Below are 24,011 nucleotides of genomic sequence, written 5' to 3'. Positions count from 1 at the left end.
CACGCTGATCCACCCCCACCGGCCGCCCGCACCACGGGCCGCCGGCCCTTTCGCACGCCTCCAGCCCGGGACACTCCGGGAACCGCCTCCCTCCTCGAGGAGAGCCCATGGAACGCAGCCGCCCCACCGCCCCGACCACCACGGCGACGCCCACCGGCACCACCGTGCTGCCGGACTCGCTGTGCCAGCACACCCCCAGGTGCCCGACCACCGAGAGCCCCGACCGGGAGGCCGCGCACGTCGTGGCCGCCCACCCGGAACAGGGCTGGTCTGTTAACTGCACCTTCCTGAAGTCGTTGGGCACTGCGATGTCCGACTGCCCAAGGAGTTCTGTGTGACCTCGCACGTGCGCAATCAGCTGATGGAGGGGCGGGCTTCCTTGCCCCGCGTCGGCTCGGTCGTTCAGTTGGAGACCCAGCACCCGGCGTACGCCGTTCTCGATCACGCCGGAAGCCCGGTCGAGTCGGTGACGCCCTACCTGCGGGACCTCGCTCTGAATGACAACAGCCCAGCAACTAGCCGCAGTTACGCCAATGACCTGCTGCGGTGGTTCCGGTTCCTGTGGCTCTTGAACGTGACCTGGGACAAGGCAACGGAAGGGGAGGTAGCAGTGATGGTTGGCTGGCTTCGTACGGCACCGAATCCGCAGCGCCGCCGCACCCGGCCTAACGCGCCGCAACCCGGCTCGGTCAACCCCCGCACCGGCAAGCGCTACCTCAAGGCCGGATACGCACCGGCGACGATCAACCATGCCCTGACCGTGGTGGCCAGCTTCTATGACTTCCACCGTCACCTGGGCAACGGCCCGTTGATGAATCCGGTGCCGGTGTCGGAGGCACGGCGTCGGGCGTTGGCCCACCGCAGCCCGGCGGAGGCCATGCCGGCCTTCCGCCGCTCCCGTCTGCGTCAGCGTGTCCCGGCCACCGAGCCCCGAGCCGTCCCGGACGCGATGTGGGACGAGTTCTTCGCGGCCATGAACCACGACCGGGATCGTGCCGCGGTGCTGCTCTACGTCTCCAGCGGGGCCCGCGCCTCCGAGCTGCTCGGCGTCACCCCGGCCGACGTCGACTGGCCGGCCCAGATCGTCCACGTCGTCTCGAAGGGCACGAAGCTGCGCGAGCCGATCCCGGTGAGCCCGCAGGCCCTGGTGGTGCTGGCCGCCTACCTCGACGCGATGGGCATGCCCGCCCCGCACGACCCCATCTTCCGCACCCGCCGCGGCCCGGACAAGCCGCTCACCTACTGGGCGATGCGGCGCGTCATCCAGCGGGCCAACGACCGGCTGGGCACGAACTGGAGCCTGCACGACCTGCGACACACGGCGGCCGAGAGGATGGCGAACGACCCCAACCTGACCCTGGTCGAGGTCAGGGCCATCCTGCGGCATGTGGATCTGGCCACCACCGGCCGCTACCTGCACGCCCGCGTCGAGGACCTCTTCGACGCCCTCCAAGCTCACTATCAGCGCCCCCGCCTCCAGCCCACCATCGCCCCCGGCTATGACCCGGACGACTTCAAGGCGGTGTTCGGTGGCTGACCTGAAGACTTTCACCGCCCGCAACCGCCGCACCGACTACAGCGGCGACGAGCCGTTCATCCCCGCTCCCGTCACGCGGTTCGCCGGCGCGGAGCTGAAGGCGGCACCGGCGCCGCTGCCCAGCACACCGCCGGGCCCCTTCGGGGACCTGTCGCGGGCCCCGGCCTCCGAGATCCTGCGCATCGTCGAGCAGGTCACCAAAGGCTGGCCGAACCCGGGGCGTCGGCGGACAGCCGTCCGGCGGGTCATCTCCGTCCTGGAGGAGATGCCCGGCGACACCTGGCAGGAAAGGTGGCAGGCCAGCGGATTCGACGACGAAGGCGCCGAGTCGGTAAGCGTCCTGGCGCGCGAGGGCGACCGCGTTGACAGTGCGGATCTGATCGCCGGCATCAAGCTGGCGTTCTGCCTGCGGGTCATTCGGCCGTCGATCTCCGGCTTCCGCGCGAACAGGTTCCGGGACTACCCGCAGCGATTCCGCGAACTCCAGCCCGATCCGCTGCTGGAGAAGTTCTTCGCCGCGGCCGACGCCTTCGACGTCCACCACATGCACCGCGTCCGGGCGAAGTTCGACCTGACAGCCGCCCTGACCACGGGAGGTATCGCGCTGGAGGACCTGACGCCGTCCGCACTGCTGCACTTCGGCATGGAGTCCAAGCGGCTCGGAGTGACCCACGGCAGCAAGGCGGGGGCGACCCGGTTCGCGGGCCTGGGCACCTGGCAGGTGCTGGACCAGATGGGCCACTTCCCGCCCGGCACCCCGCCGACCTTGCGGGCCTACGTCTATCGCGGCCAGCTCACCGTCACCCAGCTCGTCGACCGCTACCCCATCCAGCACCAGGGCGTCCGCCAGCTGCTGATCGACTACCTGACCCGGCGCCGGGCCGGAACCGACTACACCACCCTCACGGCCCTGGCCCGCCAGCTCGCGAAGACGTTCTGGGCCAAGATCGAGAAGATCAACCCGGGGCAGCAGGATCTGGCACTGAGCCGCGAGGTCTACGACCAGTGGCGCGAGGCCATCAAACGGTGGGACCGCGACGAGAGCCGCACCCGCGCGGACGACTCCGGCATCCTCCTGGCCGTCCGCGCTCTCTATCTTGACCTGCACAGTTGGGCCATCGACGAGCCCGAGCAGTGGGCTCAGTGGGTCGTGCCCTGCCCGATCCGGCCGAAGGAACTCAAGGGGTTCGCCAAGCGCAAGCGGGAGATCCACCAACGGATGTCTGACCGCATCCGGGTCCGCCAGCCACTGCTGCCCACCTTGGTCGCGCACGTCGAAGGCCGATACGAGCACCTGACGGGCCTGCTCAAGAAGGCCCGCGCGGTCGACCTCGGAGCAACCTTCGAGCACGACGGGCACTCCTATCGGCGCACGGACACCGACCGAGACCACACCTGGGCCAAAAGCCAGGACGAACCACTGGTCCGCGTCACCGACGAGGGCGGGCAGGTCCTCAACGTCACGCTCACCGAGGACACCGCGTTCTGGGAATGGGCCGGCCTGGAGATTCTGCGGCACAGCGGCATCCGCGTCGAAGAGCTCTGCGAGCTCACCCACCTGAGCATCCGCCAGTATCGACGGCCGAACAACGAAGTCATCGCCCTGCTCGTCATCGCCCCGTCCAAGAGCGAGCGCGAGCGCGTCATCCCGATGTCCGCGGACCTGTTCCACGCGGTCGCCCAGATCATCCGCCGCCTCACCTCCGACGGTCGGCATGTCCGCCTGCTCAACCGTTACGACCCGCACGAGAAGACCTGGTCAGAGCCCATGCCGTTCCTCATGCAACGACAGAACGGCACACAGCGATCAGTGATCTCCCCGACCACGTTCATCCACATGTTCGCCCGCAGCTGCGAGGAACTCGCCGAGACCCACAGGGCCTTCGCCGACATGACCTTCACGCCGCACGACTTCCGACGGCTCTTCGCCACCGAGATCGTAAACGGCGGCCTGCCCATCCACATCGGAGCCGCCCTGCTCGGCCACCTCAACCTCCAGACCCTCCAGGGCTACGTCGCGGTCTTCGCCGAGGACATCGTCACCAACTACCAGCGGTTCCTGAACCACCGCCGATCCCTCCGACCAGAGATCGAATACCCCGAGGTCACACCCGAGGAGTGGGCCGACTTCGAGGAGCACTTCGACAAACGCAAGGTCGAACTCGGCAACTGCGCCCGCCCCTACGGCACCCCCTGCAACCACGAACACGCCTGCATCCGCTGCCCAATGCTCCAGGTCAACCCCAAGATGCTGCCCCGCCTCGCAGAGATCGAGAAGGACCTCCTCCTCCGCCGCAAACGGGCCGAAGAGGAGCACTGGCTCGGCGAGGTCGAAGGCATCGACTCGACCCTGACCTTCCTCCGCGCCAAACAGGCCGAAGCTGCCCGCCTCACCAAGAGACCCACCACCGACCTCGGCATCCCACGCCCGCGCCTCGAGGAGACCCCGTGATCCATATGGCATCTCAACGACCGCAGACTCAGCAATACACCGAGCCGGCAAGGCAGGAGCTACCTACGGCAGGCGATGGTGATGATTTCCCGGCTGTCATCAGTAATCGGACCTCGATCCCAGTCGCCATACTGAGCGTCGATCTCGAAGCCTGCCTTGACCAGAAACGCGTTGAGTGCCGCAACGTCGAGGAACCGCAAGTTCTCACTGAGTACACGGAGCACTGTGCCGTCCGGCTGCGCCACCGTCCCGCGGATCGTGACGATGTCGCCGACGACGGAGTCGACGTCGTGCCAGTAGCGCAGGGCACGGCCAGCCTCATCGACAAGGTTGACTACATCGTCCGGGTTCGAAGACGTCCATCCCTCCCAGGCCCTTGCCTGAGGGTGCCGAGTCTCGAAGGCGAAGCGACCACCGCGCCGCAGCCCCCCGTGGATGGCATTGAGCGAAGTCCGCAGTTCATCATCGGTGAGCAGGTTCTGGAAGGCGTGGCCAGTCATCGTGGCCAGCTCGAAGCCCGCCCCATTCCCGGCGTCTGCTGCGGCGCCCTCGGTCCACTCCACGTCCGCCCGCAGCCGTGCCCGATCCAGCGCGGCGCAGTCGGGGTCCAAGCCGACAAGCCGACCGCGATGACCATGCTCGCGGGCGAGCTTCAGCATGGCGCCCGTTCCACAACCGACGTCGAGAACCGACTCCGCGGCCATGACCAACGGGAAGTAGAACCGGGCGTCGGACCGGCGGTCCGGGTTCCACGGGTTCAGCAAGTCGTACAGCGCAGCGACATCAGCATCGGAGAACACCGGCGAAAGTGTCCGCCAGCCCTCGTGCCTCAGCAACCGATTAACGCACGACCCACTCAAGGCCCTCTCGCGCAACTTGCCGCTCACGAGCGCCGAGGCATCGATGGAGCTCCCGTGATCATCTACAGACCCGCCACCACTCGATCTGGTGAAGTGCAGAGAAGGAGCCTCCTGTGCAACGCCGTCCTGCTCTTCGAGGACACCGGCGAGCTGCTCCCCGACGGCCAGATCATCGCCCCGCACCGGCCCCTCGCCGCGGTCGCGGCCTGACGGCTGCCCGATCCGCCCGCACCGGCCGCCCACCACCTGGGCGGCCGGGACGGGCGGTGACAGGGAGCCGGACAGTCCGGAGCCACCGACCGTAAGGACTCACCATGTTCGAGCTGAACCGTGGACTGAACCGCCACCAGGGCCTGGAGAGGACTGGGCGCGAGCTCGTCCGGGATATCGAGACCTTCGTCGCCGGGACGATCGCGGCCTCCGCCCCGTCCTCCACCCCGGCCTCGCTGATCGAGCGCGCCTGGGCACTGGCGGACTACACCGACTGGTTGCACTGGGGCCCCAGCGGCATGCCCTTGACCGGCGAGCAGATCGCCCTTCACGCCGAGGCCGCCATCACCATCCTGCGCACCGCGGGCTGGAACCCCACCTACCCGGCCGGCCGCGGCATCCGCGACGCCCTGACCCACGCCCAGAACACCGACACCGAGCACCGGTTCAGCGGTGACACCCGCATGGCGCTCGACTGGATCTTCGAGCTGCTCATCCGGGCCCTGACCGGCGCACCCCGCGCCCACTACAGCGACTGGGATCAGCACCCCGCGCGCACGGTCGAGGAGGTCTTCGGCCTGCTTGCCGCCGCCGCGACGTTCGCCCGCACCTACGGCGACCCGGCCCCGGCCGCCTGACCCCCCCGGCCCCCTCAAGCCCTGCCGGGCCGCCCTCCCCCGAGCGGGCCGGCAGACGCACATGGAAAGGAATCTGCCTGTGAGTACCCGACGCACACCCGCCCGCAAGGCTCCCGCCAAGAAGACGACGACCAGGGCCACCTCCATCGCCAAGGTGGTCGCGGCCGCGACGGCCGCGGCGGCCGGCCCGGACGCGACGGGCACGACGGTGACCACCGAGCCCACCCCCACCCCCGCGGCCGAGGCCCCAGGGGGCGACACCGAGGCGCTCGTGACGGCCGCCCGCGCGGAAGCCGATCAGCTGCTCGCCGCCGCCCGCACCGAGGCCGACGCCCTGCTCGCGCAGGCCCGCCGGCAGAGCGCGGAGGCCGACAGCGCCGCGCAGAAGGCGCAGGCGGAAGCGGACAGCATCCTGGACCTCGCCAAGGACCAGGCCGAGCGGATGCGGAAGCTCACCGAGGAGCAGATCGCGGCGGCCGAGGAGACCGTGCAGCGCGCCCGCACGATCGCCGACGGCGACCTGGTGGCGGCCGAGCAGACTCTGGCCCGGCGCCGCCAGGCGGCCCAGAAGCTCCAGGCGGAGGCCGAGGCCGAGGCCGCCCGGATCGTGGAGGCCGCCCGGACCCGCGCGCAGCAGGTGCGGGCCGAGGCAGAGCAGGACAAGGACCGGCTCCAGGCCGAGGCCGATGTCACCGCCGCGCACGCCGGCCACCTGGTCCAGGAGGCCAAGCAGCGGGCCGCCGACCTGGTGGCCGCCGCCGAGGAAGACGCTTCTGCTCGCCGTGAGGCGGCGGCCGAGATGCGCCGTCAGGCGGAGACGGACTCCGAGCAGCTGCGCACCCGGGCCCGCGAGGACGTCGCGACGGCGGAGGAGGACGCGGCCCGGCTCCTGGACCACGCCCGCGGTCAGGCCGCCGACGTGCTGAGCGAGGCCGAGCAGGACGCCGACGACACACGCGGCCAGGCGCAGCAGGCCTTGGAGGCCGCCCAGGCCCGCGCGGAGGAGGAGGTCCTGCGGGTCCGCTCCGTCGCGGAGGCCAAGGCGGCCGGCGCGATCTCCAGCGCGGAGAAGGCCGCCTCCGAGCGGATCGCGTCGGCTGAGACGGAGTCGGCCCGCCTGGTCGACGCCGCCCGGCTGGAAGCCGACCGGGCCCGTGCTCGCGCCCGTGCCGAGCAGGAGCAGGTACGCCGGGAGCTGGAGGCCACCCGCGAGGAGGTGACCGCGGCTCAGAAGCTCATCGCGAAGCAGGAGAAGCGGAAGAACTTCGTCAACACCTGGGGGCCGCGCGTGGCCCTGGGCGCGACGATCGTCCTCACCGCGAGCGGCGAGTTCGCCCTGGCCAAGATGTCCGGCTGGAGCAAGGAGGTCGCCTGGGCGCTGCCGTTGGCGATCGACGTCTACGTCGTGCAGGCCTTCCGCCGGCACCGTGATGTCGCGGGTGCGCTCATCCTCATGGTCGCCGCGAACGCGATCTACCACCTCGCCGACGCCGGACTGGTCGGCGTGGATGACAAGGGTGAGCCGCTGTGGTGGCTCATCGTCTCAGTCGCCGCCATCGCCCCCTGGGTGATGTGGCGCATCCACCAGATCACCAAGGAGCCCGGTGAGACGGACTCCAGTGAGACGGACTCCGGTGAGACCGGCGAGACAGGCCCGGGTGAGACCGCCACCAGCAGTACGGCCGGAGCGGATGAGACGAGCCGCACCACACCGCCCGGTGAGACCGGGAACACCCGGGCCGCCGGTCTCACCGGCTCCGGTGAGACGCTCCCCCGCCCGCGCACCGGCCCGGCGCTCGACCGCGAGACGGAGCGGAGTGAGACGCCCCGGGCAGTTGAGACGGCCTTCACTGAGACAGACACCCCGGTGAACGCGACTGAGACGTCGTCTCAGTCGGGTGAGACGCGCAGGTCAGGCCGTGAGACGGGCGCGTCGGGCGGCGGCGGGGACCTGGTGCCGCTGCGCTCCGGTGAGACCGGCCGCCCCGCGCTCGCCCGGGACGCTGAGATCGAGGGGCAGGTCACCTCGCTGCTCAGTCTCATGTACCGGCGCCAGGGCGCGGAGACCGTCTCAGTCGACGAGGCCAGGGACGTCCTCGGTGTCTCACGCGCCACCGCCGGCCGCCGCCTTGAGATCGCACGGACCCGCTTCAGGAACGTCTCGTGAGACCACGGCTCCATCAGGGCCGCCGCCCGCAGCACTGACCCGCACCCGTACCGAGAGGAACTCGACATGAGCACCCTGACCTACGCGATCGGCCTGATCCTCGTCGTGATCACCCTCGCGCTGATCGTGGCCACCCCGTTCGCCCTGGCCCACTCCCGGACGCTGCACGACCACGGCCCCGCCTGCTGGTGGTGCCACCCCCGGCTGCTGCCCCGTAAGCGGCGCTGACCAGCAGGTTCACGACGACGCGTCACATAGCAGTGAGGGCCAGCCCATCCGAATTGGGCTGGCCCTCACCGCTACCGAGTACAGCAGATCCGCCCCCGCCCCAGGGGCGTTTCCGCACGTCACCGGAATCCGGCTTCTTCACCTGCCACCAGCCCCTCCCCGAGGTGCTGGTGGCAGACGTAGGCGCCCGAACCGATACGGACCACGCCGACCCCCTCCCACCAGCCAAGGAGCATCCGTGGAAGCCCAGTGGAGCGCCGAAACGGCGCAGACCGCGCTGAACCTGTTGACCGCCGCGCAGGAGCGGATCGAGTCCGCTCTCAAGGTCGCCTCTCCCGGCGGCACCCTGGACCGCCTGCGGGCGGCCGAGACGGCCCCGGTCCGCCTGTCGATCACCCTCGACGTCTCCGACCTGGACCGCATCGGCAACGACCTGCACGCCTTCAACGCGCAGGTCAGCAAGGAGAACGACTGATGGACAACGAACGCGACTACATCGAGGAGAGGTTCCAGAACCTGACCTCCGGCGCCCAGTGGGAGCAGCCCGCTGCCGCCCCCTACGGGCCGCCCGCCAAGGCCCCGATGACGGCGCAGACCAAGGCCCTGCTGGCCATGGTCGGGCTGGCCATCGTCGGCGGCAGCGCGGTCGGGGTGAGCGCCTTTAGCGCCTCCTCCGGGGAGGCCGAGGTTCGGGCGCAGGAGCTCGCTCTGCAGGCCCAGCAGCTGGAGGTGGAGAGGGCCAAGGTGAACGCTCCGGACGCGAAAGCGGAGGAACGTCGTGTGGCTGGTTTCCAGGCATGCATCGAGAAGGCCGAGTACGACAAGGAGGTCTGCGCGCAGGCTTTCCCGGCCCCCGGTGCGCAGCAGTCCGGCCGGGCCCTGGGGGCCGCCAATGTCTCCTCCGTTTCCGACAGCGGCCAGGGCGGCCAGATCGACGTCACCGGCGGTCTCGTGATCGCCGTGGTGGTCGTCGGCGGGGTCGCTTTCCTGGTCCGCAAGGCCGGCAGGACACATAACACCGAGTAGTTTCCTTCCCTCCTTCCTTCCCGCGCAGAAAGGCCCCTTCCCGTCGCCATGAGCGGCCGGAACGGGGCCCTTCGGCTGGGAGGGAAGGAAGGAGGGAAGTCACCGAGAGTAAGGATTTTGTTGTGACGACACCTCCTCCGCCACCCCCGATGCCCTCCCAGCCGCCCACCGCCGGGGCCCCCGAGCCCGCTGCGGGCCCGGGGGCCCCGGCGCCTTCCTCGCCCGCTCCGGCACCTCCGTCCGGGGGCGGGATTCTGGCTCCGGTTACGCTCGCGCGCCCCACCCGCGACCCCTCCGGAGGGTCCAGCGCCTACTCCTCGCAGGGAGACGGCGCGGCCGCGGACGGCAAGCCGGGCAAGGCTGAAAAGAACACCTCTCAGCTCGGGATGTGGAAGGGGATCGCGGCCCTCATCGCGAACCGTCCGCAGCGAAAGATGACGGTGCAGCACACGATCAGCGAGATCCGCGGATCGTCCACGGACCGCAAGATCAACCACGGGCTGACGGAGAAGCGCGGGTCCACCTCCGACAGCAAGTCGAACCGCACCGCCACCACCGCGCACGCCAGCAAGAGCGACAAGTCCGCCAAGACCGCCGATACCCGGGACGCGAAGACGTCGGCGGCCAGCACCAAGGCCGACAAGAACTCCCGGGACGCCAAGACCGCAGACACCCGCAGCGCGGCGAAGAAGGACAGCCGCGACGCGAAGACGGCCGATACCCGCGCTTCGGCGGACAAGAACAGCCGCGACGCGAAGACCGCCGACACCCGCGCTTCGGCGGACAAGAACACCCGCGACACCAAGGCGGCATCGGACCGCAAGGACCACAGCACCCGCCAGCGGGCGGACAAGACGTCGGCCGACAAGCAGGACCGTGCGGCCCATGAGGACAAGAACAGCCGCAGGGCGGACAAGGCCGGGCGGCAGCCGCCGGAGAGCAAGCCCGCCTCCACCCCTCTCCCGACCAAGACACCTGGACCCGGGGCGGCCACAGCACCTGGTCCGGTCAAGACGGCGGACGACCTCAAGCCCGACCGGAAGTCGAAGTCGAAGCCGGACCCGGAGCCGAAGTCGAAGCCGGGCCCCGGGTCGGAACCAGGGGTGGGTGGCAGGCCGGGAGCTCCGCCGGGGCCCGAGCCGGCCGGGAAGAAGGACACGATCCGGAAGGGGCCGTACACCGCGCGGCCCGCCCGCGAGGGCGGTTTCCAGGCCGGGGCGCAGGAGGCCGCCGTCGAAGCGGACAAGGCGGCGTGGCGGGACGGCTACGAGGACGGCCAGAAAGCCATCCGGGACAAGGCCGCCCGCGACAAGGCGCAGTTGGACGCCGCCCGGGACCGCGCTCAGGGAGCGCCGCCCGTACCGGCCAAGCCACCTGCCCCGCCCGCTGATCCGCCTACTCCGCCGGCCACGCCGCCTGCTGCGCCTGCCGAGGTGTCGGCGAAGCCCGCCGCACCACCGGACAAGCCGGCCGCCCCGGCCAAGCCGGCCGCCCCGGCCAAGCCGGCCGCCCCGGCCAAGCCCGCCGACCCGCCGGTCAAGCCTTCCGGATCGCCTGCTGCGGCGAACAGGCAGCAGAACATCCGCGCCGTCCGTGACCGTCAGCAAGGAGCCCCGCCTGTGCCCGCCAAGCCCACCGCCCCCGCGGCCAAACCGGCTGCGGCATCTCAGCCCTCATCCCCTGCGCCCGCGATGGGAGCTACGCCCCTGGGGGCGGTGATGTCCCCGTACGGCGGTGCTGTCGAGCTGTCCAACGGCCGGGCGATGACGACCGGTGAGGTGAGCTCCCTGCGCCGCTTCACCCGATTCCTGGCGGGCAAGGAGCTGGAGACCCATCAGATCGCCGACACCTGCAAGCAGGCTGAGGCGGTTTCCGCGCGCCGCGTCGATGAGGTCCAGCAGCTGATCGAGAAGTGCAGGAACCCGAAGATCAAGGGCGGCACCAACCTCATCGGCTCCCTGGAGAGGCTCCTCGATGCTCTCACCGTGCAGGCGAAGGAAGCCGCGCAGCTGCACGGCAACGCCGTACGCGGCACCGAGGGCCTGCGGACGCTGAACCACAACGCCGAGATCCGGCACGGCGGCGTCTACAAGGCCGTGGTGGACAGCGACGAGACCAGCCCGGCCGAACGCGCCTTCTACCAGCGATAGATCAGGAGCCACCCCATGGCAGCAGAAATCACCTACCGGGAACTGCGCGCCCAGGTGCAGTTCCTGGCGCGTCTGATCGGGATGGACGGCGAGACGATCCGGCAGATCGGGCAGCGCGCCGACCAGAACGCCCAGGCGGTGGCCGTCGTCGCCGACCAGCTCGCCGGCCTCGAGGTGGACACCCTGACCACCGGTGAGACCAAGGACGTCTCCCGCATCATGCGCGGCCTGTCCGACACGGCCATCAAGGTCGCCTCCGCCTGCGACACCTCCGTCGGCGCCGCCCGCGCCGCCGACGCCCAGGCCCGCAGAACACACGAAGGCGTCGACGAGCAGGTCGGCGCGATGAACGTTCCCATGGCCCGAGCCGCCTTCTACACACAGGAGTAACCGACCGTCATGTCCGAGATCACCGTGACCCGCCGCCCCCACGCCGCCGACCAGGTCCCCGCGCTCGTCTCGGTGATCGCCCCGCCCCTCCTCGGAGCGCTCACCCCGCTCCTGGAGCCCGGCCTGGCCGCCCTCACCGCAGCCGCCACGGTCGCCGGCAGCGCGGCCTTCGCCACCCACTACGTCGGCCGCATCCCCGACCGGGTCCTGAACGCCACGGGGCTCCGCGATGTCCTGCACGCCCAGCGCTCCACCCTGCTGGGCTCCAGCCTCCTCACCTCCATGGCCGCCGTGCCCGGAGCCCTGCTCGGCCCCGCGTACACGGACGCGCTGATGGCCGGGGTCCTGGACCCCGCCTCGGTGTCAGGGCTGGTCTCCGCCGCCTGGTGGTCGGCGTGGGCCACGCTCACCTACAAACTCCGCCCCGCCCTCGCCGCCCGCAAGGTCCGCGTCCCCGCCCCGGCCCCCGGTGAACCGGCGGGCCCGGGGCCGGGCGGGCTGTACAAGGTCTGGGCCGACCACATCTCCCGCGAGGGCGGCGCTCACCCCGGCCAGCACCTGGTCGGCGTGTCCGATTCCGGCGAGATGTGGGAGGGCATCATCGAGGCGCCGCAGGGCAAGTCGGTGAACGTGTCCGCCGAATCCGTCGGCTCCGCCTACCGCGTCCCCGCTGCCTGCGTCTCCTTCACCCCCGGCCACCACCCCGGCGAGCAGTACGTCACCGTGCGCCGGACCCCGCCGGCGGAGCTGGACCCGAACACGATGGAGGGCCGGTGGGCCCGGCTGGTGCGGCCGAGGGTCATGCCCGGCACCCACCTGAAGGACGCCCAGACGGACCCGGCCACCGGCGGCTGGGTGGCGTGGGTCGTCGCCGACGACGACGTCCCCGCCGTCCCGGTCCCCGACCGCAAGCAGCTGGTCGGCGCGCTGCACTCGGCCATGACCTTGGTCGACTACCAGCCCCACGCCTCCAACCCCCGCCGGGGCAAGATCCGCATCATGGAGAAGAACCCGTTGGAGGACGGGGTCCCCTTCCCCGGCCCGCAGGTGCTGGAGCCCTCCACCGGCGGCTACATCGCTATCGGACGCGGTGTCTCCGGACGTGTCGCCCGACTCCAGCTCTTCGACCCCGTTCTCGGGGCGCAGCACGTCTTCATCGCCGGGGTCACCGGATCCGGCAAGGGCGGCGTCGTCCAGATCGTCGCGCTCGCCGCGCACCTCGCCGGGATGGCGATCATCAACGGTGACCCGAAGGGCTCCTCCAACCCGGATGTGGAGGCGATGGCGGCCTACTCCGCGACGGGCGACGACACGATCAAGTCCTTGCGCGTCGCCTACGCCCTGCTCCAGCACCGCATCAAGGAGTCCGCCCGGCTGGGCCGGAAGAACTTTAAGGCCACGCCCACCTGCCCGTGGGTCATGGTCGTCATCGACGAGACCCACATGATCACCGACCCTTCCACCGAGGAAGGCAAGGAAGCTGTCTTCGTCCTCGACAAGATCGCGGCCCTGGGCCGGAACCTCGGCATGACGCTGCTGATCGTGAACCAGGCCGTCAACGCCGACAAGTTGGGGGGCAGCACCGCCCTACGGATGAACGTGATCCAGGGCGGCGCGCTGGTCATGCTCCGCACCGACAGCGCCCAGTCCAACCTGGTCACCGTCGACGGTTTCGAAGGCATCGACCCCGGGGCGATCCCCGCCGCCTGGTCCGCCGAGGACGAGCACCTCATCTGGTCCGACGACATCCCGATCAACGACCCCAAGCGCACCTACGGACTCGGCTACGTCGGCTCCCCCGGCGAACCCGTCCAGATGATGCGCTCCTGGATCCTGGAGTCCGCAGCCCCGCACATCCGCCACGACCGCATCATCTGGCCCCAGGACTGGTCCGGCTGGGACGACCGGCACGAAATCGCCGAGATCCCGGTCAACGGCGACGACGACACCGCCATCGTCACCAGCCCGGGCGGGAGCAGCGGCCAGTACGCACCCCCGCTCGCTCCGGTGTTCAAGGCCGCGGCTGAGCCCACCGCGGACGCCGCCGTCCTCGCCGTCCTGGACGACGCGCTCGGCATGGAGGTCCCCAAGGACGACATCCGCACCCTGACCGGGCTCAACGAGAAGACCCTCTCCAACACGCTGACCGCCCTGGTCAAGAACGGCACGATCGAGCGCGCCAAGCCCGGCATCTACCGCAAGAACTCCTAGAAAGGGCACCGACCATGCTCGGGCACCTCACCCAACCCGCCGCACGCCCCAGCGCCCCGGCCCCGAACCGGGGCCCGGCACAGCCCGATGCCCGCGCGGTGCAGGGCCTCATCGGCCAGATTGAAGAGGTCTACGCCGCCGGTCCCGGCGGCTACCCGCACCCCACCACCCGCCACACCCTGCGCACCGCACGGGAGCTGATCATCCGCTACGGGTGGACCCGCGGGACCCTGTGCGACCATCGCGGGCTGTGCCTCCTGGGCTCCGTTCAGGCCGCCGCCCTCACCTACGACCCCGCCGTCTGGGCGAGGGAGGTCGCGGCCGCCGAAACCCGTCTCATGGCCGCTCTCCGCACCCGCGACCCTCACGACATCCCCCGGTTCAACAACCGCCAGAGGTGGGTCGGCCCCGTCCTCGACCTTCTCCTCCGCGCCGCCAACTGACCCAGCCCGACTTCCCCGTACTCACCCACCCCGCGGCATCCGGTGCGGTTTCATGAAGCCATGGACTCGACCGATGACCTCCAACCTCCCTGCGACTGCGGCGCCCTGGGCGACCACCCGGCCGCCATGGAATGCTTCAGCCTTCCCGTCGTCGAGATCGAAGTATCGGGTGGCCGCCTGGCCTGCCTCGAGGCCATCGGGCTCCTCCGCTCCAACTACCGGGTCGACATCAAGCACCGGTGGCAGGACCCGGAAACCGGAAAGCTGGTGTTCAAGCTCACGGCCGACCTCGTGTACGTGAAGCCGTACATCGCACCTCCGACTCCCACTCCCGAAGCCGCTGTGATGGCCTGCCTCACCGACTCGATCGGCGTGCAGATCAGCCAGCACGACCTCCTCGTCCTCACCGGCCTCGACGACCAGACCCTGACCGACACGCTGACGGCGCTCACCGCCGCAGGCGAGATCGAACGCGTCGCGCCCGGCGAGTACCGCAAGGACTCGTAGAACCTGGGCACCACCACAGCTCCACAGCCCCACCTCTCGCGCCCCGTCCGGAGACCACTCTCCCGGCGGGGCGCAGCTTTGCCCTGCTCGCCTCAACTCATCAGGAGAAACCACCCCGTGCGCCGCTACCGCTACCGCTGCACCGTCTGCCGCACCAGCAGCCCGGTCGTCCACCAGCTCCACGACCTGGCCGCCGAAGGCACCGCCCACCGACAGGCCCTCCACGCCGGACACATCCCCGACGACGAAACAACCGGCCAGATAGACCGGCTCGGCCGCTGGTACGCCACCCTGCCCCCGTTGAACGCCCTGCACGCGCATCTCGCCGACGGCCTCAGCGACCTCCACGACCCCAAGGCGATGGGCCACTACTGGTGGGCCAGCGCCGGCGCCGCCCTCATCATCGGCGGGGCGGCAGCCCTCATCCTCGCGCTCATCTCCGCCGCACTCTGAGCACCGACAGCGAGCGGCTCACACCGAAGGCCCGCGTCCCGCCCCGGCCACTCTCGTCGGCGGCGCCCCGGACTCCGCGCAGCCGATGACAAACGCTGACCTGCCGCCCTGCCTGGTCCTCGCCCGTCCTCGCGGGCGAGGACCGTACAGGCCGACCGGCCATCCACCACACCCCAACGCTCCCCCGTCAGCAGGCCTCCTGCCGGCGGGGTGCAGCACTGCCCGCCCTCAATTAGTTGGAGGCCCCACCGTGCTCATGTCCCGCCCGCGCCGCCGGATCGGCCGGCCCCGCCCGCAGCGCCCCGGCCCCCGCTAGCCGCTGCCCCAGCGCCGCCTTCCCGGTACCTGGAGCAGGTGATGGCGGGCCAGGACCAGGACCTGGTCGACGTCGACCCGAACGACCCCGGCGACGGCTTGTCGGTCTTCTGGTGGAAGCAGGCCGGGCGCGAAACCCTCGCGACCCGCCGCCAGCTGCGGGAGATGGGTCTGCGCCCTGGCGGCCAGGAGCCCGTCGCCCGGATCGAATGCCGCGGCGGAAAGCGCTTTGCGTGGCTGTACCGGATCGACCTGGCGAAGCCCAAGCTCCCGATGACCCTCGCGGAGGAAGGCGCGCTCGACAAGGCGATGGCTGCTCGCCAGACGTGTCCCGGCCCCTGTGGCCGGCGCTATTCCACTGCATCCCGCTGCGCACCCAGGGGCGCTGCGACCCCTGCGACAAGGGCTACGAGCCCAGCCCCGACACCTACTTCACCTCCACGGCCCCGGTGACCCACCGGCTCGCCGCCTGAACCCCTCCCGAAGGAGACCGGCATGCTCAGCCTGTTCGCCCGCCGTACCACCGCCCCGGACCCGGCCCTGTGGAGCCCGTCCGGGACGGTCGTCGGCCAGCGCTACCGCAACACCCTCGGACCGGCGGAGGGCGCGATCACCCTCGTCTACACCTCCGCCAGCGACCGCAGTTCCGCCTACGCCGCCGCGTGCCTGGGCTGCACCTACCGCGCGGCCCGCAACACCCACCGCGTCCGACTCACCGAGAAGGAGGCCGCGGACCTCGCCAACACCCACGCCGCCCAGTGCCGCGCGATCAACCAGGGCGTCCCGGCCGCTCCCCACGACACCGACGCCGCCCGGATCGTCCGCAGCCGTCTGCAGGACCTGCGCCCGCACGGCGTCTCTCCGTACCAGGTGCACCTGGCCGACTTCCTCACCGACCGCGTCGGCCTCCAGCGCGACGACGACTTCATCAGGGAGGTGATGTTCGAGATCGCGCGGACTGAGAGCGACTTCCTGAAGGCCGCGCCCGCGTACAGCGGCACCGGCACCATGTTCCTCATCCAGCCGCGCCCGCCCCGGAAGTGACGCGGTGCGCCCCCGTACGGCCGTGCTCCTGGCGGTCGTCGTCCCGGCCTCGGTCGGCACGGCGGCCGCTGCCCTCAAGGCCGACCACTGGCGGCTGCACGCCGACCGGCACCGCATCACGCTCTCCCCGCAGCCCCGCCGCTCCTGCCCCGACTGCCGGGGCGCGGGCGGCTGGTGGACCGGCGGGCCGTTCCCGGAGATGGAGGCGTGCGGCTGCTGGTCCGAGGGGCGCGAGCTCCGCATCCGGCTCCTGCCCGTCCCGGCCTGGCCGGACGAGGAACCGTTCTGACACCTCCGCCCCGGCCTGCGCGGCCGGGGCGGAGACGCACACGGGGACGGCCGCAGCATCGGCAAAGAGGCCGGCCGCCCCGCTCCCTTCACCCGCATACGAGATCAGGAGACCCACCAGCATGCCCCACCGCCTCACCACCGAGCGCCTGGCCCTCTTCGGCACCCTGCTGGCCACCTTCGGTGAGCTGCACCCTGCCTGTGACCACTGGGCCCAGGGATCGAAGACGGCTTCCCGCAAGCGGTTGTACGGCAGCACCCTGGTCCACGCCGACGGCTCGCCCGCCGCGCCGGACTCCACCCGGCCGACCATGACCACCAGCGCCCTCGGCAGGCGGGCGGTCGCCTGCCACGTCGCCTCGTACACCGCCGTGCAGCTGGCCGCGACAATCGGCGTCACCCTGGCGTTCGGCTACCGGGTCACCCCGGCCGCCCTGCTCGCCGGTGCGGCCATCAACGCCGGAACGCACGCCGCGATCGACCGCGGTGCTGTTCTTCTGTGGCTGGCGAAGAAGACCAAGAAGACCGGCTACATCGAGCACTGCCAGGCGGTCCGCCTCGACGACGACGGCAACGTCACCCGGGAGGTGAACGGGCCGGGCAGCGCGTGGATGGAGCTGGACGCCGCGCTCCACCGCGCGATCGGGATCGGCGCGGCCGCCATCACCACCTGGCTCACCACCCGCCCCGGAGCCCGCTGAGATGGCGAGCGCGAAGGCGACGAACCCGCCCCGCGGCGAGTGCACGCAGTGCTGGTTCCACGCGTACGCCAGCCGCCAGGCCCACGCCAGGCTCGGCCCGCGTGAGGACTGCCCGCAGTGCGTGGACCACATGCAGAACGGCCACCCCCACCACATGATCGTCCGCTGACGGCGCTGCACAACGCCGCCGTACTGCTCACCGACCACGCCGGGCAGCGCCTCATCCGGGCTGCCCGGCACCCCTTATGTCTTGAGGAGATCCGCATGACCGAGCTCATCTATCCCGAGATGCCCAAGCACAGCCTGGTGGTCCTCATCGGCCCCTCCGGCGCGGGCAAGTCCACGATCGCGCGCACCTGGCCCGCCTCCCAGATCCTGTCCCTGGACGCGCTGCGCGAGGTCGTCAGCGACGACGCCGGCGACCAGGGTGCGACCGGTGACGCGGTCGCCGCCCTGCACCTGCTGCTGGAGGCGAGGATGCGCCGTCGGCTCTTCACGGTCGTCGATGCGACCAACGTGACCGCGACGGCCAGGGAGCCGCTGGTCGCGGCCGCCAAGCGGCACGGCATGCTGTCCATCGCGGTCGTGGTCGCCACCCCCGGCAGCGTCTGTATCGACCGGCAGGGCCCGCGCCCCGCCAACCGCACGGTGCCCAAGGACGTGGTCGCCCAGCAGCACCAGGCCATGGTTGCTTCGCACCGGACCCTCAAGTCGGAGGGGTTCCCCGAGATCGTCTTCTCCGACAGCCTCTGCCGGCTCCTGCCGTACCTGGAGCGTCTCAGCGGCGCCCGGCAGGCCGACCTCGGACTGGACGGCGGTACCGGCCTCGGTGACCTGAACCTCGTGGCCCGGACGTTCGGCAAGGGGATCGTGCCGCTGTGGCGGTGGAAGCCCGGCTCGAACGTGGCCGGCGGCGACCGCGTCGCGGAGATCCGCCTCGGTCAGCAGTACCTCACCCTCGCCCTGCGCACCGACATCGACGGCGAGGGCGACGTCGGGTTCGACGTGATGGTGCCGTGCCCGCACGACGACGAATGCACCGGCCGGGCGTGGGCGCCTGCCTACAGCGTCACCTGCCTGTTCCGCGCGCTGAACGGCGACCTGGACGACGACGAGGACATCGTCTGCACCGTCCACGGCCCGAACGACGACGACCAGGACGACGAGGACGCCGGCCTCGAGATGCAGGACCTCGAAGCGATCCACGGCTGACGGACCTCCGTGCCACCCCGGCCCCGGCTCACTGCTGGGGCCGGGGCGGTTGCGGTGGTCCGTCAACCGCCGCGATCACGAGAGGAGATGGACGTCATGCCCCAGCCCCCGTACTACGAGGTCGACGTCCCCATACGCAGCACCCAGACGCCCGGCCGGACAGGCGTGCACGTATTCACCGGCTGGGCTGACAGCCGCGCCGCCGCCGTACAGGCCGCGCACGAGGTCTACGACGCGGCACGCGCCGCCGCGGAGGCCGGACGCGCAATCCCCCACGCAGGCCCGGACGGCTGGTGCGCCTGCGGATACCGGCCCGGCTGGGAACTCGACTGGCCCGCCGCGACGGCCGGCCCCTGGAGGAGCCCGTACAGCTGGCTCAACTCCAAGCCCTTCGAGCTGTAACTCTGCCCCGGGACAGCCGCACTGCTTGGCGGCTTCGACGGCTGCCCCGGGCCACCCAACCCGTACAAGACGAGAGGGAGACCCTCAGTATGAGCTCCGCCGTGCGCTTACCGGGCCGGATCGGCCCGCACGCCCTCCTGATCACCACCGCGGCCCTGCCGCTGACCGGCTGGGCGCTCCACGTTGTCGCCCTGCACAAGAGGCTGGCGGCCACGCAGAAGGACCCGCTGACCGGGCTGCTGCGCCGCGACGCCTACACCAACCGTGCCCGGCGCCTCCTGGCCCGCCACGGCGCCACCACGGCCGTGGTGATGGTCGACGCCGACCATTTCAAGGCCGTGAACGACACCCTGGGCCACGCGGCGGGCGATGGCGTACTGGCTGCCTTCGGGGCCCGGCTGACCGCTTGGGCGGGTCCGCACGCCGCTGTAGGCAGGCTCGGAGGCGACGAATTCGCAGTCGTCCTGGACCTTGCCGCCCGCCGCCGCCATCTCCGCTTGGAGCAGCTGGTCCGGATGCTGCACACGCCGGTCGTCCTGGACGACGGGCGCACCGTTGACGTCGCCGCCTCGGTCGGCGCCGCGACCCCGGACGTGCTCGGCACTCGCGACCTGACCGCGTTGCAGAGGGCCGCCGACGCCGCTCTCTACGACGGGAAGCACTCCGGCCGGGCGGTCCTCGCCACGGCCACGCATGCGACCACGCCGTCCATCAACGGCCGCAGGGCCGGCCGTCCGGGGACAGCGGTGTGGGGGCGAGCCGCATGAGCGTCGCACCCCTGCCCGAAGGCGACTGGATCCGGGGCATCAGCATCAAGCAACCCTGGACGACGGCGATCCTGACCGGCGCGAAGAACATCGAGAACCGTCCCCGCCCGTGGCGGACCGGCTGGGTGCTTCTGCACGCGAGCCAGCAGACCGACCGCCCCGCACTGCGCCTCCCGCTGGTCGCCCGCACCATCCGCGACCGCGAACTGGTCACCGGGGCGGTGGTCGGCATCGCCCGGATCACCGACTGCCACCAGGACCCCGAAGGCGCCGCGCCCTGTTCCCCGTGGGCGCACGTAGGTGCCTGGCACCTCGAGCTCGCCGACGTCCAGGAGCTGCCCCTGCCCGTCCCCGCACGCGGGCAGCTCGGGCCGTGGAAGCCGACAGCCGACCTGCTGGGTCAGGTGTTCCAGCAACTGCCCGGATTCCGACCGTGACCCGTACCCGGGCCAAGAGGCCGCCGGTGGATCCGGGTCTGATCCCCGCTCCCGGCGGCCTGCTCGACTGGCGCGACGCTCAGCATTTCGACCGCTGGCAGGACCGCCCCTGCGCCCTGTGCGAGCGGCCCACACCGATGCGCTCCCACGCAGGAGAACCGGTCCACAAGAGCTGCGCCGAAACGTGGATCGCGGCCCATCCCACCGAGGCCCGTCTCGGGCGGTTCGCCTCCGACGTCCAGGCCGGACGCCGCCGCGGCGACCACGCCTGACCCGCCCCGCTCACACCCCACACCTCGTCTCGCTCCCCTTGAGGAGGCTCCTCATGCCCGGCTCCCGTACCGGCACGGCGACTCTTGTCCCGGCCGGCACCCGGATCCCCTTCCCCGTCTCCGACCAGCACTTGGCCTGCCGCACCAACCCCAACCTGTTCGCCATCGAGGACGTCAGCACCACGGACGACCCGCGCGCCCGCGAGAAGGCCACCGCCCAGGCCAAGCAGGCCTGCGCCGGCTGCCCGGTCGTCACCGAGTGCCTCAAGTGGGCGCTCGCCAACCCCGACCTCACACCGACCGGAGTGTGGGCGGCGACCACCAAACGCGACCGCACAAGGCTGCGCAAGCAGCTCACGGTTCGCCTTGGTGACGACTGGGCCGGCGTGGTGGCCAACCAGGACCGCCGCCGACGCGAGCAGCGGCGCACGGCGCGCACCGCCCCGCCGACCGTCCGGGACCAGGCCCTCGCCCGCCTGGAGCTGGAGCTCATCCACACCCGCCCCGAGCCCTACAACCCGTGGCGGCAGCCGATCACCCCTCAGCAGGCTGCCGCCAACCGGCGCGTGCTGGAACTCGCTCTCACCGGCAAGGCGGCCTGAGCCGTGTTCACCGACTGGTCCGAAGCCCTCGAAGCCGAGTCCCTCCCCCGGAACCCGAACGCGGCACGGCAGCTCGCCGCCGCGGCCCGGGTCACCGCCCGCAGCTCCCACGACAAGGACGACCTCGGCCTGCTCCTGGACGTCCTCGGACTGCCCACCGACCCCGACACGATCACCGCCCTGCTTCCCCTCATCCCGGAAACCGGAGGCGAACCCGCCATGACGACCACCGCCGCCACCGAGCCCATCGACGTCCCCGTCACTCCGCTCCCCGCCTCCCACCCCGTACAGGAGCTCCTCGACTGGGCCGCCGTGCACCCGGCCGCCCGGGTCCGCAACCGTGCCGCCCGCATCAGCACGGACCTTGCCGAGCTGACCGAGCGCCGCAGCACCGAAGCCGCGCAGCGCGAAGCGGAGGAGAAGGTCGCCCAGGTCAAGGCCGAACTGGAGCGGGCGCAGGAAGAGCTGCGCACCGTGAAGGCCGGCACCCGCACCACGGCCGCCGGGCCGACCTCCGGCCGTACGGGATCGGGCAGCGGCCGCAGCAGGGAGGAACTCGCCGCGAGCAGGGTGTGGGCGCGAGCCCACGGCCACCAGGTGGCCGACCTGGGCATGGTGCCCAAGCGGGTCCAGGAGGCGTACGACGCCGCCCACCAGGACTCTGCCCAGAAGGCCGGCTGATCTCATGGACACCAACGACGCCATAGTCCTGGACGGCTTCCTGGAGGAGGCCACCGTGCCCGGTGACTTGCACGGCAGCACGGCCCGGTTCCGTATCACCGTCTCCCCCACCGACGAGCGCACCGACGAGATGGTCCTGCCGTGCGGGGTCACCGACCCGGAGCTGGCCCACGCCGTCCTCCACGACCTGGTCCCCGTCGACAAGCTGCGCGTCACCGGCCACCTCCGGCGCCCCCGCACACCGGACGATCCGGTGTGGCTGGCCGTCACCACCCTCGCCGTACTGGAGACCGCGCCCCTTCTCACCGACCCGGGCGCCGTCACCACGGCGGTGCTGGAGCGGTACGGCCCCTACGTCTGCTGGTTCGACGCCGATACCGACGCCGTGGACGTCTTCACCGAGACCGGCACCTGGGTCGGCACCGCGCCCGCACCGGATGAGATCGGCGACCTCCTCGAAGCGTTCGAGCAGCGCCAGTCCACCAGCGGCGAGTGACCACTCCGCACCCGACCAGCCCCAGCGCCGTGCCCCGACCGAGAGGCCGGGGCACGGCACCTACCCTTGCCCAGCACCCCGAGGAGCCCTTGCGTGTTAGCCGTCCTCGTCCCCGCCGCTCTCGCCGTCGTCGCCACCCTGCTCGGAGCGATCGTCTCCGGCCGTTTCCAGGAACGCCGCCGAGCGGCAGATCCGCGTCACCCACAGCGAGACGATCCGCCGCGACCGCCTCGAAGCCGTCACCGCCCTGGCCTGCGCCGCCAGCGACCACCGCACCGCGATGTGGAAGCGCGGCGACGCCACCCTCACGGGTGCCGGCCCCGAACGGATCGCAACCCTGCGCGGCGAGAGCCACATGACCCGCAGCGCCATCGCCCGCCCCCAGGTCGCCCTGCGCGTCCTCATCGAGGACCAGGCCGTCCGTACCGCCGCCGACCGCATGGTCACGCTGACCTACGCCATGCGCGAGGCGTACGCCACGACCGAGGACCTCACCGCGGCCCGAGAGGCCGCGAAGGACGCCCACGACACCTTCGTGAACACCGCCGCCCGCTACCTCCGCCCCGCCAGCACCCTCCCCACCACCGGACAGGAGAGCACCCGATGATCCGTCGCCTGCGCCGCTGTGGACATGCCTCCGGAGCCCTCTCCCCCGAGGACCAGGTCTTCGTCGACGAGTTCCGCGCGATGCTCACCGCCCTGCGCAACCCCGAGCCCTGGACGGCACCGGCACAGCCCGGGACATCGCCGTACGGATCGGCCCGTTCGTGGAACGCGCGCACACCCGGCCCGGCGACGACCACGGCCCCGACCTGATCGCCGTCACCCTGGTCCACCCCGACACCCCGCACGCGGGCGCCTCCCTCCACGGCCGCCAGCTCGGCTACACCGAACACGACTGGCTACGCTGCCCGACTACGTCGATCGTCGGCTACTGGCAGCCCGGCTACACGCAGCTCACCCACGCCGCCAACGGCCTGCATCTCCCCGACGACATCGGCATGGCCCCCGCCCACTACGCCCTCTACATCGAGGCCCGCAAGCGCGACGACAGTCTCGACGGCTACACCCTGCTCCGGCTCGGCCCGTACACCCAGACCCGGCACGCCCAGCAGGACGGCGACCGGCTCACCGCCGCACTGGACGGACGGGAGACCACCCTCGCGCCTGGGTTCCGCGTCACCATGAGGTTCGGGCCGTTCAACGTCAGCGACCACCTGCTGTTCACCGACCCGTACGAGACCGACGTCGTCGCGCTGCTGAACGCTGCCGTCGCGGACGTGAGCGGGTGACCGCTCAGGCGCCCCGATGCTCACTTCGAAGGCCCGTACCCCGCCGCGAAAGCTGTGGCGGGGTACGGGCCTTTTTGTGTTTCTACGCGGCTCTAAAACCTCTCTGAACGGCACCCAGGTGGCTACAGGCAGCCGTACTTGCGATCCGTTCTCCGGCTGGCACCATGAGCCTGTTGACCGCGGTCAACACACCTGGACTTGTTGACCGCGGTCAACACACCGTGGAGCCT

The 24,011-nt window shown here is 71.2% G+C and carries 33 protein-coding genes and 1 pseudogene; 32 read left to right on the top strand and 2 right to left on the bottom strand.

Annotation, left to right across the window (positions count from 1 at the left end; translation table 11 throughout):
• Positions 1 to 107: 107 nt before the first annotated feature.
• From V9U70_RS02125 to V9U70_RS02115, 3 genes are read left to right on the top strand one after another with little or no spacing between them, the layout of a single operon-like run.
• Positions 108 to 338, top strand: a complete 231-nt coding sequence (locus V9U70_RS02125) for a DUF5999 family protein (protein ID WP_419723918.1) — start codon at positions 108 to 110, stop codon at positions 336 to 338.
• Positions 335 to 1,537 carry a tyrosine-type recombinase/integrase gene (locus tag V9U70_RS02120; protein WP_336672685.1) on the top strand — a complete coding sequence of 401 codons (1,203 nt, stop codon included), beginning with the start codon at positions 335 to 337 and terminating at the stop codon, positions 1,535 to 1,537. The genes V9U70_RS02125 and V9U70_RS02120 overlap by 4 nt, the downstream gene beginning before the upstream one ends.
• Positions 1,530 to 3,989, top strand: a complete 2,460-nt coding sequence (locus V9U70_RS02115) for a tyrosine-type recombinase/integrase (protein WP_336672684.1) — start codon at positions 1,530 to 1,532, stop codon at positions 3,987 to 3,989. Before V9U70_RS02120 ends, V9U70_RS02115 begins: the two co-directional genes overlap by 8 nt.
• 59 nt (positions 3,990 to 4,048) lie before the next feature.
• Here the strand turns inward: V9U70_RS02115 and V9U70_RS02110 are convergent, their stop codons facing one another.
• Positions 4,049 to 4,789, bottom strand: coding sequence for a class I SAM-dependent methyltransferase (locus V9U70_RS02110; RefSeq protein ID WP_336672683.1), 741 nt, complete (start codon positions 4,787 to 4,789; stop codon positions 4,049 to 4,051).
• A gap of 114 nt (positions 4,790 to 4,903) precedes the next feature.
• On the opposite strand from V9U70_RS02110, the gene V9U70_RS02105 reads away from it, so the two are divergent.
• The 26 genes and pseudogenes from V9U70_RS02105 (at position 4,904) to V9U70_RS01980 (ending at position 22,489) form a co-directional block, all read left to right on the top strand.
• Positions 4,904 to 5,059, top strand: a complete 156-nt coding sequence (locus V9U70_RS02105) for a DUF5999 family protein (protein ID WP_419723917.1) — start codon at positions 4,904 to 4,906, stop codon at positions 5,057 to 5,059.
• A gap of 104 nt (positions 5,060 to 5,163) precedes the next feature.
• Complete coding sequence (locus tag V9U70_RS02100; protein WP_336672682.1) at positions 5,164 to 5,697, top strand: DUF6197 family protein; 534 nt, start codon at positions 5,164 to 5,166, stop codon at positions 5,695 to 5,697.
• Positions 5,698 to 5,776: 79 nt separating this feature from the next.
• Positions 5,777 to 7,864: a hypothetical protein gene (locus V9U70_RS02095; protein ID WP_336672681.1), complete on the top strand. Its 2,088-nt coding sequence runs from the start codon at positions 5,777 to 5,779 to the stop codon at positions 7,862 to 7,864.
• Between the two features lie 66 nt (positions 7,865 to 7,930).
• Positions 7,931 to 8,092 carry a hypothetical protein gene (locus tag V9U70_RS02090; protein ID WP_336672680.1) on the top strand — a complete coding sequence of 54 codons (162 nt, stop codon included), beginning with the start codon at positions 7,931 to 7,933 and terminating at the stop codon, positions 8,090 to 8,092.
• Between the two features lie 238 nt (positions 8,093 to 8,330).
• Positions 8,331 to 8,567 (top strand): hypothetical protein, encoded by a 237-nt coding sequence (locus V9U70_RS02085; RefSeq protein WP_336672679.1) that lies wholly within the window; start codon positions 8,331 to 8,333, stop codon positions 8,565 to 8,567.
• Complete coding sequence (locus V9U70_RS02080) at positions 8,567 to 9,118, top strand: hypothetical protein (protein WP_336672678.1); 552 nt, start codon at positions 8,567 to 8,569, stop codon at positions 9,116 to 9,118. The genes V9U70_RS02085 and V9U70_RS02080 overlap by 1 nt, the downstream gene beginning before the upstream one ends.
• Before the next feature lie 434 nt (positions 9,119 to 9,552).
• On the top strand, positions 9,553 to 11,268 hold the full coding sequence (locus V9U70_RS02075) for a hypothetical protein (protein ID WP_336672677.1): 1,716 nt from the start codon (positions 9,553 to 9,555) through the stop codon (positions 11,266 to 11,268).
• A gap of 15 nt (positions 11,269 to 11,283) precedes the next feature.
• On the top strand, positions 11,284 to 11,658 hold the full coding sequence (locus tag V9U70_RS02070) for a hypothetical protein (protein ID WP_336672676.1): 375 nt from the start codon (positions 11,284 to 11,286) through the stop codon (positions 11,656 to 11,658).
• Between the two features lie 9 nt (positions 11,659 to 11,667).
• A complete protein-coding gene (locus V9U70_RS02065; protein ID WP_336672675.1) occupies positions 11,668 to 13,869 on the top strand; it encodes a P-loop NTPase family protein in 2,202 nt (733 codons plus the stop codon).
• A 14-nt stretch (positions 13,870 to 13,883) separates the two neighbouring features.
• A complete protein-coding gene (locus V9U70_RS02060; protein WP_336672674.1) occupies positions 13,884 to 14,312 on the top strand; it encodes a DUF6197 family protein in 429 nt (142 codons plus the stop codon).
• Positions 14,313 to 14,372: 60 nt separating this feature from the next.
• The gene (locus tag V9U70_RS02055; RefSeq protein ID WP_336672673.1) at positions 14,373 to 14,819 is read left to right on the top strand and encodes a hypothetical protein; all 447 of its coding nucleotides are present in this window, start codon (positions 14,373 to 14,375) and stop codon (positions 14,817 to 14,819) included.
• Between the two features lie 117 nt (positions 14,820 to 14,936).
• Entirely contained in the window at positions 14,937 to 15,272 is a 336-nt protein-coding gene (locus V9U70_RS02050) for a hypothetical protein (protein ID WP_336672672.1), read from the top strand.
• 357 nt (positions 15,273 to 15,629) lie between these two features.
• Positions 15,630 to 15,887 (top strand): annotated as a pseudogene (locus tag V9U70_RS02045) (RRQRL motif-containing zinc-binding protein); the annotation flags it as partial.
• A gap of 26 nt (positions 15,888 to 15,913) precedes the next feature.
• Entirely contained in the window at positions 15,914 to 16,060 is a 147-nt protein-coding gene (locus V9U70_RS02040) for a hypothetical protein (protein ID WP_336672709.1), read from the top strand.
• A 22-nt stretch (positions 16,061 to 16,082) separates the two neighbouring features.
• Positions 16,083 to 16,631: a hypothetical protein gene (locus tag V9U70_RS02035; protein WP_336672671.1), complete on the top strand. Its 549-nt coding sequence runs from the start codon at positions 16,083 to 16,085 to the stop codon at positions 16,629 to 16,631.
• A 4-nt stretch (positions 16,632 to 16,635) separates the two neighbouring features.
• Positions 16,636 to 16,920 carry a hypothetical protein gene (locus tag V9U70_RS02030; protein ID WP_336672670.1) on the top strand — a complete coding sequence of 95 codons (285 nt, stop codon included), beginning with the start codon at positions 16,636 to 16,638 and terminating at the stop codon, positions 16,918 to 16,920.
• Between the two features lie 121 nt (positions 16,921 to 17,041).
• On the top strand, positions 17,042 to 17,620 hold the full coding sequence (locus V9U70_RS02025; RefSeq protein ID WP_336672669.1) for a hypothetical protein: 579 nt from the start codon (positions 17,042 to 17,044) through the stop codon (positions 17,618 to 17,620).
• Between the two features lies 1 nt (position 17,621).
• Positions 17,622 to 17,789, top strand: coding sequence for a pRL2-8 (locus V9U70_RS02020; RefSeq protein ID WP_336672668.1), 168 nt, complete (start codon positions 17,622 to 17,624; stop codon positions 17,787 to 17,789).
• A 95-nt stretch (positions 17,790 to 17,884) separates the two neighbouring features.
• Positions 17,885 to 18,832 (top strand): ATP-binding protein, encoded by a 948-nt coding sequence (locus V9U70_RS02015; RefSeq protein ID WP_336672667.1) that lies wholly within the window; start codon positions 17,885 to 17,887, stop codon positions 18,830 to 18,832.
• Between the two features lie 96 nt (positions 18,833 to 18,928).
• Complete coding sequence (locus tag V9U70_RS02010; protein WP_336672666.1) at positions 18,929 to 19,234, top strand: hypothetical protein; 306 nt, start codon at positions 18,929 to 18,931, stop codon at positions 19,232 to 19,234.
• Positions 19,235 to 19,323: 89 nt separating this feature from the next.
• The gene (locus tag V9U70_RS02005; protein ID WP_336672665.1) at positions 19,324 to 20,001 is read left to right on the top strand and encodes a GGDEF domain-containing protein; all 678 of its coding nucleotides are present in this window, start codon (positions 19,324 to 19,326) and stop codon (positions 19,999 to 20,001) included.
• Positions 19,998 to 20,438 (top strand): ASCH domain-containing protein, encoded by a 441-nt coding sequence (locus tag V9U70_RS02000; RefSeq protein ID WP_336672664.1) that lies wholly within the window; start codon positions 19,998 to 20,000, stop codon positions 20,436 to 20,438. Before V9U70_RS02005 ends, V9U70_RS02000 begins: the two co-directional genes overlap by 4 nt.
• The gene (locus V9U70_RS01995; protein ID WP_336672663.1) at positions 20,435 to 20,710 is read left to right on the top strand and encodes a hypothetical protein; all 276 of its coding nucleotides are present in this window, start codon (positions 20,435 to 20,437) and stop codon (positions 20,708 to 20,710) included. The genes V9U70_RS02000 and V9U70_RS01995 overlap by 4 nt, the downstream gene beginning before the upstream one ends.
• Positions 20,711 to 20,763: 53 nt before the next feature.
• A complete protein-coding gene (locus V9U70_RS01990; RefSeq protein ID WP_336672662.1) occupies positions 20,764 to 21,312 on the top strand; it encodes a WhiB family transcriptional regulator in 549 nt (182 codons plus the stop codon).
• 3 nt (positions 21,313 to 21,315) lie between these two features.
• Entirely contained in the window at positions 21,316 to 21,993 is a 678-nt protein-coding gene (locus V9U70_RS01985; protein ID WP_336672661.1) for an Lsr2 family DNA-binding protein, read from the top strand.
• 4 nt (positions 21,994 to 21,997) lie between these two features.
• Positions 21,998 to 22,489 carry a hypothetical protein gene (locus V9U70_RS01980; protein WP_336672660.1) on the top strand — a complete coding sequence of 164 codons (492 nt, stop codon included), beginning with the start codon at positions 21,998 to 22,000 and terminating at the stop codon, positions 22,487 to 22,489.
• Positions 22,490 to 22,585: 96 nt separating this feature from the next.
• Here the strand turns inward: V9U70_RS01980 and V9U70_RS01975 are convergent, their stop codons facing one another.
• A complete protein-coding gene (locus tag V9U70_RS01975) occupies positions 22,586 to 22,792 on the bottom strand; it encodes a hypothetical protein (protein WP_336672659.1) in 207 nt (68 codons plus the stop codon).
• A 52-nt stretch (positions 22,793 to 22,844) separates the two neighbouring features.
• Here V9U70_RS01975 and V9U70_RS01970 point away from each other — a divergent pair, with 52 nt between their 5' ends.
• From V9U70_RS01970 to V9U70_RS01960, 3 genes are read left to right on the top strand one after another with little or no spacing between them, the layout of a single operon-like run.
• Positions 22,845 to 23,096 (top strand): hypothetical protein, encoded by a 252-nt coding sequence (locus tag V9U70_RS01970; RefSeq protein ID WP_336672658.1) that lies wholly within the window; start codon positions 22,845 to 22,847, stop codon positions 23,094 to 23,096.
• Positions 23,093 to 23,305 (top strand): hypothetical protein, encoded by a 213-nt coding sequence (locus tag V9U70_RS01965; protein WP_336672657.1) that lies wholly within the window; start codon positions 23,093 to 23,095, stop codon positions 23,303 to 23,305. Before V9U70_RS01970 ends, V9U70_RS01965 begins: the two co-directional genes overlap by 4 nt.
• Complete coding sequence (locus tag V9U70_RS01960) at positions 23,257 to 23,781, top strand: hypothetical protein (RefSeq protein WP_336672656.1); 525 nt, start codon at positions 23,257 to 23,259, stop codon at positions 23,779 to 23,781. The genes V9U70_RS01965 and V9U70_RS01960 overlap by 49 nt, the downstream gene beginning before the upstream one ends.
• Positions 23,782 to 24,011 lie beyond the last annotated feature (230 nt).

This window comes from Streptomyces pratensis (assembly GCF_037137275.1).
Lineage (GTDB): Bacteria > Actinomycetota > Actinomycetes > Streptomycetales > Streptomycetaceae > Streptomyces > Streptomyces pratensis_B.
Note: the sequence above shows the minus strand (reverse complement) of the source record. Positions and strands in the feature narration are given on the sequence as shown.